This is a genomic window from Bradyrhizobium sp. WSM4873, from assembly GCF_055811355.1.
On the sequence record NZ_JBVVPS010000039.1, the window covers coordinates 1 to 16,196 of the forward strand.

14 protein-coding genes are annotated in these 16,196 nt (G+C 64.8%); 12 read left to right on the forward strand and 2 right to left on the reverse strand.

All coding sequences use genetic code 11. From position 1 onward, the window contains the following. Positions 1 to 547: 547 nt before the first annotated feature. Both ilvD and AC0L21_RS32790 read left to right on the forward strand, forming a co-directional pair. A complete protein-coding gene (gene ilvD, locus AC0L21_RS32785; protein WP_473265810.1) occupies positions 548 to 2,272 on the forward strand; it encodes a dihydroxy-acid dehydratase in 1,725 nt (574 codons plus the stop codon). Next, the gene (locus AC0L21_RS32790; RefSeq protein ID WP_473265811.1) at positions 2,259 to 3,080 is read left to right on the forward strand and encodes a tetratricopeptide repeat protein; all 822 of its coding nucleotides are present in this window, start codon (positions 2,259 to 2,261) and stop codon (positions 3,078 to 3,080) included. Before ilvD ends, AC0L21_RS32790 begins: the two co-directional genes overlap by 14 nt. Positions 3,081 to 3,095: 15 nt before the next feature. On the opposite strand, the gene xth is transcribed toward AC0L21_RS32790, so the two are convergent. Further along, complete coding sequence (gene xth, locus AC0L21_RS32795; protein ID WP_473265812.1) at positions 3,096 to 3,893, reverse strand: exodeoxyribonuclease III; 798 nt, start codon at positions 3,891 to 3,893, stop codon at positions 3,096 to 3,098. Positions 3,894 to 4,027: 134 nt separating this feature from the next. Here xth and AC0L21_RS32800 point away from each other — a divergent pair, with 134 nt between their 5' ends. Further along, positions 4,028 to 6,358 (forward strand): ATP-binding protein, encoded by a 2,331-nt coding sequence (locus AC0L21_RS32800; protein WP_473265813.1) that lies wholly within the window; start codon positions 4,028 to 4,030, stop codon positions 6,356 to 6,358. A gap of 9 nt (positions 6,359 to 6,367) precedes the next feature. Here AC0L21_RS32800 and erpA read toward each other — a convergent pair whose 3' ends face one another. After that, complete coding sequence (erpA, locus tag AC0L21_RS32805; RefSeq protein ID WP_007610737.1) at positions 6,368 to 6,697, reverse strand: iron-sulfur cluster insertion protein ErpA; 330 nt, start codon at positions 6,695 to 6,697, stop codon at positions 6,368 to 6,370. Positions 6,698 to 6,831: 134 nt separating this feature from the next. Here erpA and AC0L21_RS32810 point away from each other — a divergent pair, with 134 nt between their 5' ends. The 9 genes from AC0L21_RS32810 (at position 6,832) to tatC (ending at position 16,106) form a co-directional block, all read left to right on the forward strand. Continuing rightward, entirely contained in the window at positions 6,832 to 8,040 is a 1,209-nt protein-coding gene (locus tag AC0L21_RS32810; RefSeq protein WP_473265814.1) for a deoxyguanosinetriphosphate triphosphohydrolase, read from the forward strand. 9 nt (positions 8,041 to 8,049) lie between these two features. Next, on the forward strand, positions 8,050 to 9,840 hold the full coding sequence (argS, locus tag AC0L21_RS32815) for an arginine--tRNA ligase (RefSeq protein WP_473265815.1): 1,791 nt from the start codon (positions 8,050 to 8,052) through the stop codon (positions 9,838 to 9,840). A 139-nt stretch (positions 9,841 to 9,979) separates the two neighbouring features. Continuing rightward, the gene (locus AC0L21_RS32820; RefSeq protein ID WP_473265853.1) at positions 9,980 to 11,566 is read left to right on the forward strand and encodes an SPOR domain-containing protein; all 1,587 of its coding nucleotides are present in this window, start codon (positions 9,980 to 9,982) and stop codon (positions 11,564 to 11,566) included. A 45-nt stretch (positions 11,567 to 11,611) separates the two neighbouring features. Beyond that, positions 11,612 to 12,640: a beta-N-acetylhexosaminidase gene (gene nagZ, locus AC0L21_RS32825; protein ID WP_473265816.1), complete on the forward strand. Its 1,029-nt coding sequence runs from the start codon at positions 11,612 to 11,614 to the stop codon at positions 12,638 to 12,640. Next, complete coding sequence (locus tag AC0L21_RS32830; RefSeq protein ID WP_473265817.1) at positions 12,637 to 13,476, forward strand: segregation and condensation protein A; 840 nt, start codon at positions 12,637 to 12,639, stop codon at positions 13,474 to 13,476. The genes nagZ and AC0L21_RS32830 overlap by 4 nt, the downstream gene beginning before the upstream one ends. A gap of 21 nt (positions 13,477 to 13,497) precedes the next feature. Next, entirely contained in the window at positions 13,498 to 14,250 is a 753-nt protein-coding gene (gene scpB / locus AC0L21_RS32835) for an SMC-Scp complex subunit ScpB (protein ID WP_473265818.1), read from the forward strand. A 166-nt stretch (positions 14,251 to 14,416) separates the two neighbouring features. After that, positions 14,417 to 14,653 (forward strand): twin-arginine translocase TatA/TatE family subunit, encoded by a 237-nt coding sequence (locus tag AC0L21_RS32840; RefSeq protein WP_007610722.1) that lies wholly within the window; start codon positions 14,417 to 14,419, stop codon positions 14,651 to 14,653. A gap of 89 nt (positions 14,654 to 14,742) precedes the next feature. Further along, positions 14,743 to 15,297 carry a Sec-independent protein translocase protein TatB gene (gene tatB, locus AC0L21_RS32845; protein ID WP_473265819.1) on the forward strand — a complete coding sequence of 185 codons (555 nt, stop codon included), beginning with the start codon at positions 14,743 to 14,745 and terminating at the stop codon, positions 15,295 to 15,297. Next, the gene (gene tatC / locus AC0L21_RS32850; RefSeq protein WP_473265820.1) at positions 15,294 to 16,106 is read left to right on the forward strand and encodes a twin-arginine translocase subunit TatC; all 813 of its coding nucleotides are present in this window, start codon (positions 15,294 to 15,296) and stop codon (positions 16,104 to 16,106) included. The genes tatB and tatC overlap by 4 nt, the downstream gene beginning before the upstream one ends. Positions 16,107 to 16,196 lie beyond the last annotated feature (90 nt).

The window sequence follows — 16,196 nt, forward strand, 5'->3', positions numbered from 1 at the left end:
GCCGCGGCGTACTGGATTCCCCGCTCTCGCGGGGAATGACAGTGGTGCTGGGAGGACGAAGCCGTCACCTCATACTCGCAAAGACGCTTTGAGAGAGTGTGCGCACCACTCCACCCTTGCGTCTCCGATGCGCAGCGCAGAGGCCTTTGCAGCACGTAGGGGCACGCGCGGGGGGGATGATGCGCCGACTCACCCCTGGCTGCGCCTTGGCGTCGCGCCGAAGTTGCTGCGCAGGCACGTACTGGAAACCTGAAGTTGTGGATTGTCCTCCCGCCGGGGGTATTGCAGTAAGCTCGCCCGTGTCCTCCAGGCCACGATTGTGCCGTCCATGCAACACCCGTCATGGATTTAACCATCATCTCTGTCCGTTCGCATGAACGCCGCTTTTTGGCCACACCTGAACATGAATAAAATCACTCGAATGTTTTAGCGGCAGCGGTGGTCCTGGAAGGCGACGGAAATCCCCAAGGTCGATCCAAAAGGTCGATTCAAATCTTGGCTCTGATTTTTCGGGTCTGAAAGGGTTGGCCGGGGAAACTGGTTGGCGATGGACGCGAAGAGCAACATCAAGCAGAGGCTGCCGAGCCGTCACGTGACGGAAGGCCCTGCGCGCGCGCCCCATCGGTCCTACCTCTACGCCATGGGTCTGACCACCGACCAGATCCACCAGCCCTTCGTCGGCGTCGCCTCGTGCTGGAACGAGGCCGCGCCCTGCAACATCTCCCTGATGCGCCAGGCGCAGGCGGTGAAGAAGGGTGTTGCATCCGCCGGCGGCACGCCGCGCGAGTTTTGCACCATCACCGTGACCGACGGCATCGCCATGGGCCATGACGGCATGCGCTCCTCGCTGCCGTCGCGCGAATGCATCGCCGATTCCGTCGAGCTGACGATCCGCGGCCACGCCTATGACGCCCTCGTTGGCCTGGCCGGCTGCGACAAGTCGCTGCCGGGCATGATGATGGCGATGGTCCGCCTCAACGTGCCCTCGATCTTCATCTATGGCGGCTCGATCCTGCCCGGCAATTTCCGCGGCCAGCAAGTGACCGTGCAGGACATGTTCGAGGCCGTCGGCAAGCACTCGGTCGGTGCGATGTCGGACGAGGATCTCGACGAGATCGAGCGCGTGGCGTGCCCCTCGGCGGGTGCCTGCGGCGCGCAGTTCACCGCCAACACCATGGCGACCGTCTCCGAGGCGATCGGGCTGGCGCTGCCGTACTCGGCCGGTGCTCCGGCACCCTATGAAATTCGCGACGCCTTCTGCATGACCGCGGGCGAGCAGGTCATGGAGCTGATCGACCAAAACATCCGGCCGCGCGACATCGTCACCCTCAAGGCGCTGGAGAATGCCGCCGCCGTGGTCGCCGCATCCGGGGGCTCGACCAATGCTGCACTGCACCTGCCGGCGATCGCGCACGAGGCCGGCATCAAGTTCGACCTGTTCGACGTCGCCGAAATCTTCAAAAAGACACCGTACGTCGCGGATTTGAAGCCGGGCGGCCGTTATGTCGCCAAAGACATGTTTGAAGTAGGTGGCATACCGCTTCTGATGAAGACGCTGCTCGACAACGGATTTCTCCACGGTGACTGCCTCACCGTTACCGGTCGAACGATCGCCGAAAACCTCAAAAGCGTGAAGTGGAATCCGCACCAGGACGTGGTGCACCCGGCAGACAAGCCCATCACCGTCACCGGCGGTGTGGTCGGTCTGAAGGGCAATCTGGCGCCAGAAGGTGCGATCGTGAAAGTCGCGGGAATGTCCAACCTCAGGTTCACCGGTCCGGCCAGGTGCTTCGACCGTGAGGAGGATGCTTTCGAGGCCGTCCAGAAGCGCACCTACCGCGAAGGCGAAGTCATCGTGATCCGCTACGAGGGGCCCAAGGGCGGTCCCGGGATGCGGGAAATGCTCCAGACCACCGCGGCGCTGACCGGCCAGGGCATGGGCGGCAAGATCGCGCTCATCACCGACGGCCGCTTCTCCGGCGCCACCCGCGGCTTCTGCATCGGCCATGTCGGGCCGGAAGCCGCCATCGGCGGCCCGATCGGGCTGCTCGAGGACGGCGATGTCATAGAGATCGACGCGGTCGCCGGTACCCTTAACGTAAAATTGAGCGACCAGGAGCTTGCCCAGCGCAAGACCAAATGGACCGCTCGCGCGACTAACCACACGACGGGCGCGCTCTGGAAATATGCTCAGCAGGTTGGACCAGCGGTCGGTGGGGCAGTGACCCATCCGGGCGGCGCGCACGAGAAACAGTGCTATGCGGACATCTAGGCGTACCATCGTTGCGTTTGTGTTGGGGGCTACCGCGCTGGCCGCGCCGGCGCTCGCCTTTGACGGCGCACCCGTCAGCCAGAAGGATGCGACCATTCCGGTGGTCACGACCTTGCCGGGCGCAGCGGGCAAGGTGCGCAATGTACCGCCAGTCGTGCCCCAGGAAACCTCGCTCAGCGCCCTGCAATATGCCGCGGAGGGTGGCCACCCCATCGCGCAGTGGAAGCTCGGCCGCATGTACGCCAATGGCGACGGCGTCGTCCAGGACGATGTGCGTGCGTTCGAGTATTTCACCCGCATCGCCAACGCGCATGCCGAGGATAGCCCGTCGGCGCCGCAGGCGCAGATCGTCGCCAACGCCTTTGTGGCGCTCGGCCGCTATTATCTCAGCGGCATCCCGAATTCGAAGGTCAAGCCGGACCAGGAGCGGGCGCGGGAGATGTTTTCCTATGCCGCGTCCTATTTCGGCAATGCGGATGCGCAATACGATCTCGCCCGCCTGTACCTCAAGACACCAGACGCTTCGCGCGAGGATTTCCGCTACGGCGCACGCTGGCTTGGGCTCGCCGCGCAAAAGGGGCAGCACGAGGCCCAGGCGCTGCTCGGCCAGATGCTGTTCAACGGCGACCGCCTGCCGCGGCAGGCCGCGCGCGGCCTGATGTGGTTGACGCTGGCACGTGACAGCGCGGGCAGCGACGAGACCTGGATCAAGGAAAACTACAACCGCGCCTTCGCAAAGGCCTCCGACGACGATCGCGCCATGTGCCTGCAAATGCTGGAGCAATGGGTGCAGGGCCGCCGGGAGTAAGTGGTTGAGGCGGCCTCACGCCGCCTCAAGATCGAGATCCGCCCACACCGGCACGTGGTCCGATGGCTTCTCCCAGCTGCGTACATAGCTGTCGATACCGACATTGGCGAGCCGGTCGCTGGCCTGTGGCGACAGCAGCAGATGGTCGATCCGCAGGCCGTGGTTCTTCTGCCAGGCGCCGGCCTGGTAGTCCCAGAAGGTGTAGAGCCCGGGCTCGTCGGTGACGGCCCGAAGCGCATCGGTCAGGCCAAGGCCGAGCAGGGACTGAAAACTCTCCCGCGTCTCGGCCTTGAACAGGGCGTCCTCGCTCCAGGCGGCGGGATTATGGACGTCCCGGGCATGCGGGATGACGTTGAAGTCGCCTGCGAGGATCAGCGGCTCCTCGGTCTTGAGACGCTCCTTCGAATATTCAAGAAGCCGCGACATCCATTTGAGCTTGTAGGGATATTTCTCGGTCCCGACCGGATTGCCGTTGGGCAGATAGAGGCAGGCGATGCGCAGCACTCCGCGCTTGAGCGTCACCACGCCTTCGAGGAAGCGCGCATGCGCATCCTCGTCGTCGCCGGCCAGCCCCGACTTGGTCTCGTCGAACGGGAGCTTGGAGAGCAGGGCGACACCGTTGAACGTCTTCTGCCCGTGGGTGACCACGTTGTAGCCGAGCGCCTCGATCTCCAGCCGCGGGAAGGCCTCGTCCACGCATTTGATCTCCTGGAGGCAGACGATGTCCGGCTGGCACTCCTTCAGCCAGGTCAGGAGGAGGTCGATCCGCTGCCGGACCGAGTTCACGTTCCAGGTGGCAATTCTGATGGGCATTTCGACGGGCTCCGGGCGGGGGCATTGGTTAGAACAAAATGCAAACGCGCCCGTCAAGGACGCTGCGAAATCTCCCACAAAATTAACCCGGCTTAAGTCGGGCCTCGGCCATTGATCGTGAAAAGGTTTTTCGAATGGGACGGCCGGACAAATCCATGAAGCGAACCGAGACCCGCGACGGATTGATCGGCGCGTTCCTGTACTGGCTCGGCGGCTACGAGATCGAGGACGGCCTGACCGCCGGTCTCAGCGAGCGCGAGCTGAGCCGCATCCGCGCCAAGCAGATCGACGCGGTGATACGACTGATCCCCGTGACGATGGCCGTCACCATGCTCAACGTCGCCGTTGTGCTGATCCTGTTCTGGGGCAGGGGCTGGAACGACTTTCTCGCGATCTGGGGCATGACCCTCGCGACCGCCGCCTCACTCGCGGTGCGCGCGTGGCGGCGCTCTCACCAGAGCCCGCCGCAGGAAGACTCGCCCCGCGCCGCGCGGCAGATGTTGCGGCAGGCGTTTTTCCTCGCCGCGATCTGGGGCACGCTGCCGGTCGCGCTGTTCAGCCGCATCGAGCCGACCAGCCAGCTCGTCCTGGCCTGCCTGATGGTCGGCATGATGTCCGGCGGCGCCTTCACGCTCTCGACCTTCCCGCGCGCGGGCCTTGTCTATCTCGCGACGACGACGATCGCCTGCGTCGCGGCGTTGCTGTCGTGCGGCGCCGGGCCGTATCTCGTGACCGCGGTGTTTCTGCTGCTGTTCGCGTTCTTCATGGCGCGCAACATCGTCTCGCAAGGCAATCTGTTCCTCGGCAATCTCAAGGCCCAGCTCGAGCTCGAGCGCCAGACCGAGATCATCTCGCTGCTGCTCAAGGATTTTCAGGAGAACGCCAGCGATTGGCTGTGGCAGACCGACGCCGAAGGGCATCTGGTCGACGTGCCCGAGCGCTTCGCCGCGGTCGCACAGCTGCCGCTGCCGCTGCTGAAGGGCTCGCATTTCGCCGACGTGCTCGACATGCTGTGCCCCGAAGACAAGAGCGCGGCCTACAACGTCGTCGGCCTGATGGAGCACGCCGAACCGCTGCACGAGCTGAACCTCAAGGTGGTCGCCGGCGGCGAGGCGCGGCTGTGGTCGCTTACTGCAAAGCCGGCCTACGACCGCGACGGTCAGTTCCTCGGCTATCGCGGCTTCGGCCGCGACCTGACCGAGCGCTGGCGCGCGGAAAAGGCCGAGGCCGAGAGCCGTGCAAAATCGGATTTCCTCGCGGTGATGAGCCACGAGATCCGTACGCCGATGAACGGCGTGCTCGGGCTTGCCAGCATGCTGCTGGAGACAAAACTCGATCCGGAGCAGCACGAAGCCGTCACCACGATCCGCGAGTCCGGCGACAATCTCCAGCGCATCCTCAACGACATCCTGGACCTCTCGAAGCTCGAGGCCGGACGCTTCGCGTTCGAGGTGATCGACTTCGCGCCGCAGGCGCTGGTCGAAGCCGTGGCGACCGTCGTGCGCGCGGGCGCCAAGAGCAAGGGGCTCGCCGTCAAGATCGAGCTCGATCCCAACCTGCCGCCGACGCTGCGCGGCGATGTCGCACGTATCCGCCAGGTCCTGCTCAATCTCGCCGCCAACGCGGTAAAGTTCACCGACGCAGGCGAAGTCACAATCGCAGCTGTCTGTCAGGCCCGCCGCGATCTGCTCGCCACCGTCGAATGGAGCGTGACCGACAGCGGTATCGGCATCGCCGCCGAGAAGCTCGGGCAGCTCTTCTCCGACTTCGCCCAGGCCGACGCCTCGATCAGCCGCCGCTTCGGCGGCACCGGGCTTGGGCTTGCGATCTCCCGGCGCATCATCGAGCAGATGGGCGGCACCATCGGCGTCACCTCGACGCCGGGCGAAGGCTCGACCTTCCGCTTCACGCTGGTGTTGCCGTGGAGTCAGGTGCAAACGTCCGATCACGACGCAGGCCGCGAGGAAGCCGACGATCTCAAGGCGCGCATCGCAGGCCTCGACCGACCGCTGAAGGTGCTGGTCGCCGAGGACGACGCCGTCAACCGCATGGTCGTGAGCAAGATGCTCGGTGCCTTCGATGTCGAACTGCGCGCCGTAACCGACGGTGTCGAGGCCGTCGCGGCCGTGTCCGAAGGCGATTACGACATCGTGCTGATGGACGTGCGCATGCCCGAGATGGACGGCCTCGCCGCGACCCGCGCTATCCGCGCCGAGGGCGGACGGTTCGCGGCCTTGCCGATCATCGCGCTGACCGCCAATGCCTTCCCCGAGGACGTCAGGATCTGTCGCGATGCGGGGATGTCCGACTTCCTCGCCAAACCGCTGCGTAAGCCTGCGCTGGTCACGGCGCTGCTTCGTGCGCTGGACGGCCAACGGGTGTCGGAGGACGCACCGCTTCAGCCAGAGCAGATGCCGGTCGAGGCGGACTGGACGGACGAGGAAAGGCAGATCACCGGCGCTTAGCCGGCGGCGTCAGATCGAGAAGCTGGTCCCGCAGCCGCAGGACGCGGTGGCGTTGGGATTGTTGACCCGGAACGAGGCGCCAATCAGGTCGTCGACGAAATCGACCTGCGACCCCGCCAAAAACGGCTGCGAGGCGGAATCGACCAGCACCACCGCATTGTCCTGCTCGATCACGAGATCGTCGTCGGTGCGGGCACGGTCAATGTCGAACTTGTACTGGAAGCCGGAGCAGCCGCCGCCCTCGACCGAGATCCGCAGCATCGCGCCAGACCCTTCGCCCTTGAGGATCTCCCCAATCCGGCGTGCGGCCTTGTCACTGATGGTCACGTCAGTCGTCATCGTTCGTCTCCGATAGCCCCGCGGTCACACCAAGGTCACCTGAGGGTCGCTTGCCCAATTCAGTTGGTATCCCGCGTCCGGCATAGTTAAGTGCCACCATACGCAGAATCAAATGGATAGGGACTAAATTCGCCGTGTCCGTCGGAATGGCTGCCCCCCACGCGCCCTATGCCTGCGATCCCGAGCGCAGTCGCGGCCGGTTGGTTGCGGAACCGCCGAGCCGGACCCGCAGCCCGTTCCGGCGGGATTGCGACCGGGTCATCCATTCCACCGCGTTCCGCCGGCTGAAGTACAAGACCCAGGTGTTCGTGTTCCACGAGGGCGACCACTACCGCACCCGACTGACCCATTCGCTGGAGGTGGCGCAGATCGCCCGGGCGCTGGCGCGGCAGCTGGGGCTGGACGAGGACCTCACGGAAACCCTTGCGCTCGCCCACGACCTCGGCCATCCGCCGTTCGGGCACGCCGGCGAGCGGGCGCTGGACGCCTGCCTGAAGGATTTTGGCGGCTTCGACCACAACGCCCAGACCCTCCGCGTCGTTGTGGCGCTGGAACACCGCTATCCCGAATTCGACGGGCTCAACCTGACGTGGGAGTCGCTAGAAGGCATCGTCAAGCACAACGGCCCGCTGACCGATCGCAGCGGTGCGCCGGTCGGGCGTTATCGCGAGCACGGCATTCCCGTCGGCATCGCCGACTACATCAAGACCTACGATCTCGAATTGTGGAGTTTCGCCTCGCTGGAGGCACAGGTCGCCGCGATCGCCGACGACATCGCCTATGATGCCCACGACATCGACGACGGCCTGCGCGCGGGTCTGTTTCACCTCGACGACCTCAAGGTGATGCCGCTGACCGCGGAGATCATCGCCGAGACGTCTGCGCATTACCCTCATCTCGAAGACGTCAGGCGCGGCGCCGAGCTGGTGCGTGAGCTGATCTCGCACCTGATCGGTGCCGTGTTCGCCGAGGCGCAGACAAACCTTGCCGCCGTGAAACCGCAATCCGCCCAGGACGTGCGCCAGCAGAGCCGGGCACTGATCGCGTTCCCCGCCGCGGTCGCCGAGGAGGAGGCCGCCATCAAGCGCTTTCTCTATCAGCACATGTACCGCCACAAGCGGGTCATGCGGGTGATGGGCGAGGCGGAACAGATCCTGTTCGACCTGTTCGCGAAATACCTCACATCGCCCGGCGAGCTGCCGCCGGAATGGCTGGTCGGGGCGGAGGCGGACAATGAGGGCGACCGGGCTCGCCGGATCGGGAATTTCATTGCCGGAATGACCGACCGTTTCGCCCTGACCGAGCACCAGCGGCTCTTTGACTCGACCCCGGATTTGCGTTAGGCGGCGCCCATGCCCGACACATCCTCAGCACTGCACCTGTTCGCCGACGTGCTCGCACGCGTGCACGCCGTCTGCCGCGCGCTCGCGGCGGAAGCCAACTGGCCCGAGGGCATCGATTTCTCGCGCGTGGTGGTCGAACCGCCGCGCGATGCTTCCCACGGCGACATGGCGACCAATGCCGCCATGGTGCTTGCGAAAGAGGCAAAGGCAAAGCCGCGCGATCTCGCCGAGCAGATCGCCGAACGGCTGCGCGCGGACCCGCTGATCACCAAGGTCGACGTCGCCGGTCCCGGCTTCATCAACCTGACGCTGAAGCCGGCCGCATGGGCCGAGGCGCTACGGACCGTGTTGGGCGAGGGCGCCGATTACGGCCGTGTCCGCGGCGGCTCCAAGGTCAACGTCGAATATGTCTCCGCCAACCCGACCGGACCGATGCATGTCGGCCATTGCCGCGGCGCCGTGTTCGGCGACGCGCTGGCGAGCCTGCTCGAGTTCGCAGGCCGTGACGTCACGCGCGAATATTACATCAACGACGCCGGCGCGCAGGTCGACGTGCTCGCCCGCTCCGCTTTCCTCAGATATCGCGAGGCGCTCGGCGAGGACATCGGCGCGATTCCGGAAGGCCTTTACCCCGGCGACTATCTGAAGCCGGTCGGGCAGGCGCTGGCACAGGAACACGGCGACAAGCTCCTCGCCATGAGCGAGGGCGCGTGGCTGCCGACGGTACGTGCCAAGGCAATCGCGATGATGATGGACGAGATCAAGGACGATCTCGCCGCGCTCAACATCCGCCATGATGTGTTCTTCTCCGAGCGCTCGCTGCAGGACGCCGGCAACAATAAGGTCGCCGAGACCATCGATTTCCTGCGCGCCAAGGGCGACGTCTACCAGGGCCGTCTGCCGCCGCCAAAGGGGGCCCCGGCCGAGGACTGGGAAGATCGCGAGCAGTTGCTGTTCAAGGCGACCGCTTACGGCGACGACGTCGATCGCCCGCTGATCAAGTCGGATAATTCCTACACCTACTTCGCCGCTGACATCGCCTACCACAAGAATAAGTTCGATCGTGGTTTCGCGGAGATGATCGACGTCTGGGGCGCCGACCATGGCGGCTACATCAAGCGCATGCAGGCGGCGGTGAAGGCGACGACCTCCGGCAAGGGGGCGCTCGACGTCAAGATCGTCCAGCTCGTGAAGTTGCTGCGCAACGGCGAGCCGGTGAAAATGTCCAAGCGGAGCGGGGACTTCGTCACCTTGCGTGAGGTGGTGGATGAAGTCGGCCAGGACGCCGTCCGCTTCATGATGCTCTACCGCAAGAACGACGCGGTCCTCGACTTCGATCTCGCCAAGGTCATGGAACAGTCGCGCGACAACCCTGTCTTCTATGTCCAGTACGGCCACGCCCGCGGCCATTCGATCTTCCGCAACGCCCGGGCCGAGGTGTTCCCGGAACTCCCGGTGGATACGGAACAGCGCATCGCCTGGCTCGGTGAGTCGGCGGTGGAACGGCTGTCAGACCCGGCTGAACTCGACCTTCTTAAGCGGCTCGCAATTTTTCCGCGCATGCTGGAAGCGGCGGCAAGCGCCCACGAGCCGCACCGAATTGCCTTCTATCTCTATGACTTAGCGAGCGAATTTCACGCACTTTGGACGAAGGGGCGCGATTTGCCCTATTTACGCTTCATTATCAATAATGATGCAGATCTAACGAAGGCGCGGCTGGCGATGGTCCAGGGCGTCGTCTCTGTCCTGGCATCGGGCCTCGCCATCCTCGGCGTCCATGCTCCGGACGAGATGCGGTAGTTTGGGGCGAACTACTTAAGGGATTTCGGGGGTAACCGGCAGAAGCCGGATCGCTTAGACTTGGTTGAAAGCCTTGTGGGTCGAAAGCCGTGCCTTGGTCGAGGGGCGCGCGGCTTTCCCGAAGGGACGCATCATCACGATGGCCGAACGATATCAGGACAGACCGTTTCCTTCCGATGACTATGGTCGCGGTGGCGATCAGCATGCGAGCGGCGATCCCTTGGCCGAACTTGCCCGTTTGATCGGGCAGACCGATCCGTTCGCAGCGCAAGGACGGCCCGGCGCGCACCCGCCAGCAGCGCCTGCGCCTGTTCAGAGCTATCGGGACGACGACTATCGGCAGGACGATGATCAGCAGGACTATGCTGAGCAGGCTCCTCCGCCGCCGCCCGGACCGCCCTCATGGATGCGGCGCGCCAATGTGCAGCCGCAGACGGCGCCAGCTGAGCCTTCCTATCCCGCTTCCGTAAGCCCGGTTCATCCACTGCATCGTTATTCAGCCCAGCCGACTGCGCCCGAGCCCGAACCTGATTTTCGTCAGCCGCAGGCCTATCCGGATCAGGCCTATCAACCTCCTGCTTATCAACCTCCTGCCTATCAGGATCAGGCCTACCAGCAGCATGATCAGGCTTACCAAGAGCAAGCCTATCAGCAGCAAGCCTATCAGCAGCCCGATTCGGCGCGCTACGACGATGCGCTCTACGGACGGCTGGAGGCAGGCGAGCAGGACTACCAGCGCGATCCCGCCTATCCTGACGATCCTTACGCATTCCAGAGCGACTATCCCGAGGCCGATCTCGACGAGCCGAAGAAGCAGCGTGGCGGCATGATGACGGTCGCGGCGATCCTGGCGCTTGCCGTTGTCGGGACCGGCGCTGCGTTCGCCTACAAGACCTATGTGGGCTCGCCCCGCAGCGGCGAGCCGCCCATCATCAAGGCGGACAACACGCCGACCAAAATCGTGCCGGCGCCGTCGGATTCCTCGGCCAAGGTGCCGGACCGTATGGTCACCGGTGATGGCACCGAGAAGATCGTGCCGCGCGAGGAGGCGCCTGTCGACGTCAACGCCAAGGCGGGAGGTCCCCGCGTCGTGTTCCCACCGCTGAACCAGAACGCGAACCCGCCGCCGGTGGCGAGCGTGTCGCCGTCCAGCATTCCGCTGTCGAGTGCGGGCCCGAATCCGAGCAACGGCACGCTGCCGAACAATTCGCCGCGCGCGATCAGGACCGTGGCCGTGAAGGGCGATCAGACCGACGCCACCGCGTCGCAAGCCGCCACGGTCGCGAAACCGGCAGCTCTCCCGAAGCCCGTTGCGGCACCGGCTGCACCACGCACGCCGCCGACCTCGGCCAATGCCAGTGCGAATCAGCCGCTCTCGCTGGCGCCGCAATCGGCGCCGGCTGCGGAGCCGCCGCAGCGGATGGCTGCGACCAATCCGACGCAAATTGCGCCCCCGAGCAGCAGTGGCGGCGGCTACGTCGTGCAGGTCTCATCGCAGCAGACCGAGGATAGCGCCCACGCCTCCTACCGGGTGCTTCAGAGCAAGTACGGCAGCGTGCTGGGCTCCCGCGCACCGGTGGTCAAGCGGGTCGACCTCACCGACAAGGGCAAGGGAATCGTCTACCGCGCCTTCGCTGGGCCCTACGGCTCGCTCGAAGAGGCGAACCAAGCCTGCAACAGTTTGAAATCCGCTGGCCTGTCTGCCTGCTTCGTCCAGAGGAATTAACAGCCGTTTCCTTGACCCTCTCGCGGGTCAGGGTTAATCGGCCGTATGAGCACGCGGGCCTTCATTACCGGCGTTTCCGGAACGGAACTAACCGCCGCCGAGCGGGAGTTTATCCGCAGCGAACGCCCATGGGGTTTCATCCTCTTCAAGCGCAACGTCGAGACGCCGGCTCAAGTTGCTGCACTCGTTGCGGAATTGCGGGCGGTCGCGGGTTTCGCTGATGCCCCTGTCCTGATCGACCAGGAGGGTGGACGGGTGCAGCGCCTAGGTCCGCCGCATTGGCCGGTCTATCCGCCGGGCGCTGTTTTCGCGGATCTCTACGATACTGATTCGGCGCTCGGGCTGGCCGCGGCGCGCCTCAGCGCACGGCTGATCGCGGTCGATCTCGCAGATCTCGGCATTACCGTGGATTGCCTGCCGCTGGCCGACGTGCCGGTGGCTGGCGCCAACGCCGTCATCGGGAACAGGGCCTACGGCACCGAACCGGGAAAAGTCGCCGCGATCGCCCGCGCGGTCACCGAGGGCCTGGAACAGGGCGGCGTGTTGCCGGTGCTCAAGCACATCCCCGGCCATGGCCGCGCTACGGCCGATACCCATTTCAATCTGCCGACGGTCGACACGCCGCGAGACGAACTGGATCGCACGGACTTCGCGGCATTCAAGCCTTTGGCGGATTTGCCGATGGCCATGACTGCACATGTTGTGTTTAGCGCGGTCGATCCCGCCCATCCGGCGACGACATCTGCGACAATGATCGCTGAGGTGATTCGCGGCACTATCGGGTTCCAGGGTTTGTTAATGAGTGATGACGTGTCGATGAATGCGCTGTCGGGCAATATCGCCGAGCGGACCCGCGCGATTTTTGCGGCCGGTTGCGACATGGCCCTGCATTGCAACGGCAACATCGAGGAGATGCGTGAGGTCGCCGGCCAGACACCCGAACTGGCGGGCAGGGCGCTGGAGCGGGCGGACGCCGCGCTCGCGGCGCGCAAGGGACCGCAGCCGTTCGATCGCGCGGCCGCACGCGCCGAACTGGACGCATTGATCGCACGGGCAAACACGGCATCGGCATGACCGCAGAAATCCTATCGTTTGAAACCGGGCGGCCCGCAGAGCTCGCCGAGGGTGAGCCGGCGTTGGTGGTCGACGTCGAGGGCTATGAAGGTCCGCTCGACCTGCTGCTCGCACTGGCGCGGCAGCAGAAGGTCGATCTCGCCAAGATCTCGATCCTGGCGCTCGCCGACCAGTATCTCCACTTCATCGAGGCCGCGCGAAAGATCCGCCTCGAGCTTGCCGCCGACTATCTCGTGATGGCGGCCTGGCTCGCCTTCCTGAAATCGCGCCTGTTGCTGCCGGAGCCGCCGAGTGCGGAAGGCCCGAGCGCCGAGCAGATGGCGACGGCGCTCGCCAATCGCCTGCGCCGGCTGGAGGCCATTCGCGAAGCCGCCAACCGGCTGATGAACCGGCAGCAATTGCTGCGCGACATCTTCCCGCGCGGCGAGCCCGAGCAGATCGCCGAGATCAAGCATCCGAAATACACCGCAACGCTCTATGACCTGCTCACCGCTTATGCCGCGCAGCGCCAGTCGCGCGTGCTGGCGAACGTGCATCTGGCCAAGCGCACGGTGTGGTCGCTCGCCGAGGCGCGCGCCACGCTGGAGCGGCTGGTCGGCAGCATCAGCGAGCAGGACGATTGGGGCGTTCTCGACGATTTTCTGCTTCAGCATGTCGCCGATCCGACGCAGCGCGCGACGGTGCTCGCCTCGAGTTTCGCGGCTGCGCTCGAGCTGGTGCGCGAAGGTCAGCTCGAGCTGAATCAGAAAGAGGCGTTTGCGCCCATCTATTTCCGGAAGGGGCGCCCCAAGCCGGTCATGGACGCAGCTCCTGCGCCCGATGCGCCGGTCGCTTAAGTGCAACAAGGAGAATCTGCCATGGCAAGCCTGGCTGAAGTGCGGGTAGAAGAGGCCGAGCCGATGGAGAACGAGTCCCAGGCACGTCCCGAAGAATTGCGGCTGCTGGAAGCGCTGCTGTTTGCTTCGAATGAACCGCTGGACACGGCGACGCTGGCCAAGCGCATGCCCGAGGGCGTGGACGTGAAGGCTGCGCTCGAGCAGTTGCAGGCCGACTATTCCCTGCGCGGCGTGAATCTCGTGCGGGTCGCCAACAAATGGACCTTCCGCACCGCGGGCGATCTCGCCTGGCTGATGACCCGCGAGAGCACCGAGACCCGCCGCCTGTCGCGCGCCGCGATCGAGGTGCTGGCGATCATCGCCTATCACCAGCCGGTGACCCGCGCCGAGATCGAGGAGATCCGTGGCGTCGTCACCTCGAAGGGCACGCTGGACGTGCTGCTGGAAACCGGCTGGATCAAGCCGCGGGGACGTCGCAAGACGCCGGGCCGTCCCTTGACCTTCGGAACCACCGAGGACTTCCTGTCGCAGTTCACTCTGGAACAGCTTGGCGATCTGCCGGGCCTAGAGGAGCTGAAGGGCACGGGGCTCCTGGATTCGCGCCTGCCGACCGGATTCAGCGTGCCGACGCCGTCGGATGACCCGACTTTGCGGGAGGACGAGGATCCGCTGGAACCGGGAGAGGACCTTGATCTCGCGCTGGCGCCTGCGGTCGAGCCCGAGACGCCGCCGGAAGGCGGCCAGGAGGGTGGCGAGGGCGGCAGCGAGGACTGACGTCCCGGCCTTCTACCGGCCACCTGCGACCAGTTAACACTAGCAAAATTACGTAGCGCCAACAGCGAATTGGCGCTGCCTTGGTCCTTGTTTTTGACACCTGCCAAGCCTAGGTTTCGGTGAAGATCGGCCGGTCCCCGGCCATGCGCGTTTGGAGGGTTGCAGGATGGGTTCACTCAGCATTTGGCACTGGGTCCTGGTGATCGCAGTGGTCCTGCTGCTGTTCGGTCGCGGCAAGATTTCGGATCTGATGGGCGACGTGGCGCAGGGCATCAAGGCATTCAAGAAGGGCATGCAGGACGACGACAAGGTCGCCGACAAGCCCGAGCCGGCCAAGTCCATCGAGCACAACAATGCCGCGCCGACCGCGGCACGGTCCGACGTCGGCAGCAAGGCCGTCTAAGCCAGAGAGCACGCGAGACGCGGGTAGCGGACCCGATCCTGCGCGCGAGGGATTGGGCCGGCTTGCTGCTGGCGTGAACGGAAGACCTCATGTTCGATATCGGGTGGAGTGAACTGGTCCTGATCGGGGTCGTGGCCCTGATCGCCATCGGCCCGAAAGAGCTGCCGGGCGTGCTGCGCATGGTCGGGCAGTGGATGGGCAAGGCGCGCAAGATGGCCGCCGAATTCCAGGGCCAATTCCAGGAAGCGATGCGCGAGGCCGAAATGGCCGACCTCAAGAAGAGCTTCGACGAGGTCAAGGAAGCGGCTTCCGGCTTCGCCGGCAACAATCTGATGACCTCGCTCCAAAAGGACGTCAGCGACGCACTCCGCGTCGATGCGCTGGACAAGCCGGCCGAGACCTCGACCACCGCCGTTGTCGAACCGCTGACGACCGCAAGCGAAGCGCCGGCGACGCCCACCACGCCGGAAGCGCCGACGCCAGAGACCTTCGTGGAGGCCGAGGCACATGCGGCCGCAAACGAGCCGCTCGCCATCACCCGTGAGGTCGAGCAGGCGCAGGTCACGCAAGGTTCGGTCACGCAGGATTCGGTCATCCAGGACACTGCGCCGGCCGAGGCGATCAAGGACGCCAAAGCGTCATGAGCGCCGCCGACATCGAAGCCAGCAAAGCCCCCTTGATGGACCATTTGATCGAGCTGCGTTCGCGGCTGATCAAGGCGCTGCTCGGCTTCGGCATTGCCTTCATCTTCTGCTTCTTCTTCGCCAAGCAGATCTACAACGTGCTGGTCTGGCCGTTCGTGTGGGTCGCGGGTCCCGAGAACTCGAAATTCATCTACACCGCGCTGCTGGAATATTTCATCACCCAGCTCAAGCTCGCGCTGTTCGGCGCCGGCTTCATCTCGTTCCCGATCGTCGCGACGCAGATCTACAAGTTCGTCGCTCCGGGCCTCTACAAGCACGAGAAGCAGGCCTTTCTGCCGTATCTGGTCGCGACCCCGTTCTTCTTCGTGCTGGGCGCCGCACTGGTCTATTTCGTCGTGCTGCCGATGCTGGTCCGCTTCTCGCTCGGCATGCAGCAGGCCGGCAGCGACGACACCGCGCAAATCCAGCTGCTGCCGAAGGTCGGCGAATATCTGTCGCTGATGATGTCGCTGATCTTCGCCTTCGGCATCGCCTTCCAGCTTCCGGTGATCCTGACGCTGCTCGGGCGCATCGGCATCGTCACGTCAAAAATGCTGCGCGAGAAGCGCCGCTATTTCATCGTCGTTGCCTTCGTCATCGCGGCTGTTCTGACCCCGCCCGACGTGCTCAGCCAGTGCTCGCTCGCGATCCCCTTGCTCGCGCTCTACGAGGGCTCGATCATCGCGGTGGGAATTGTGGAGAAGAAGGCGGCAGCTTCGCAAGCCTCTAGCGGCACTGACGTATCGACGCCGGCCAATCCGGCGGAGTAGGGCGACACCCCCGCTGTCATCCCCCGCGCAGCCGGAGAATCCAGTACGCCGCGGCCTCTCGGGGAATCACGGACGTCTCTGGAATACTGG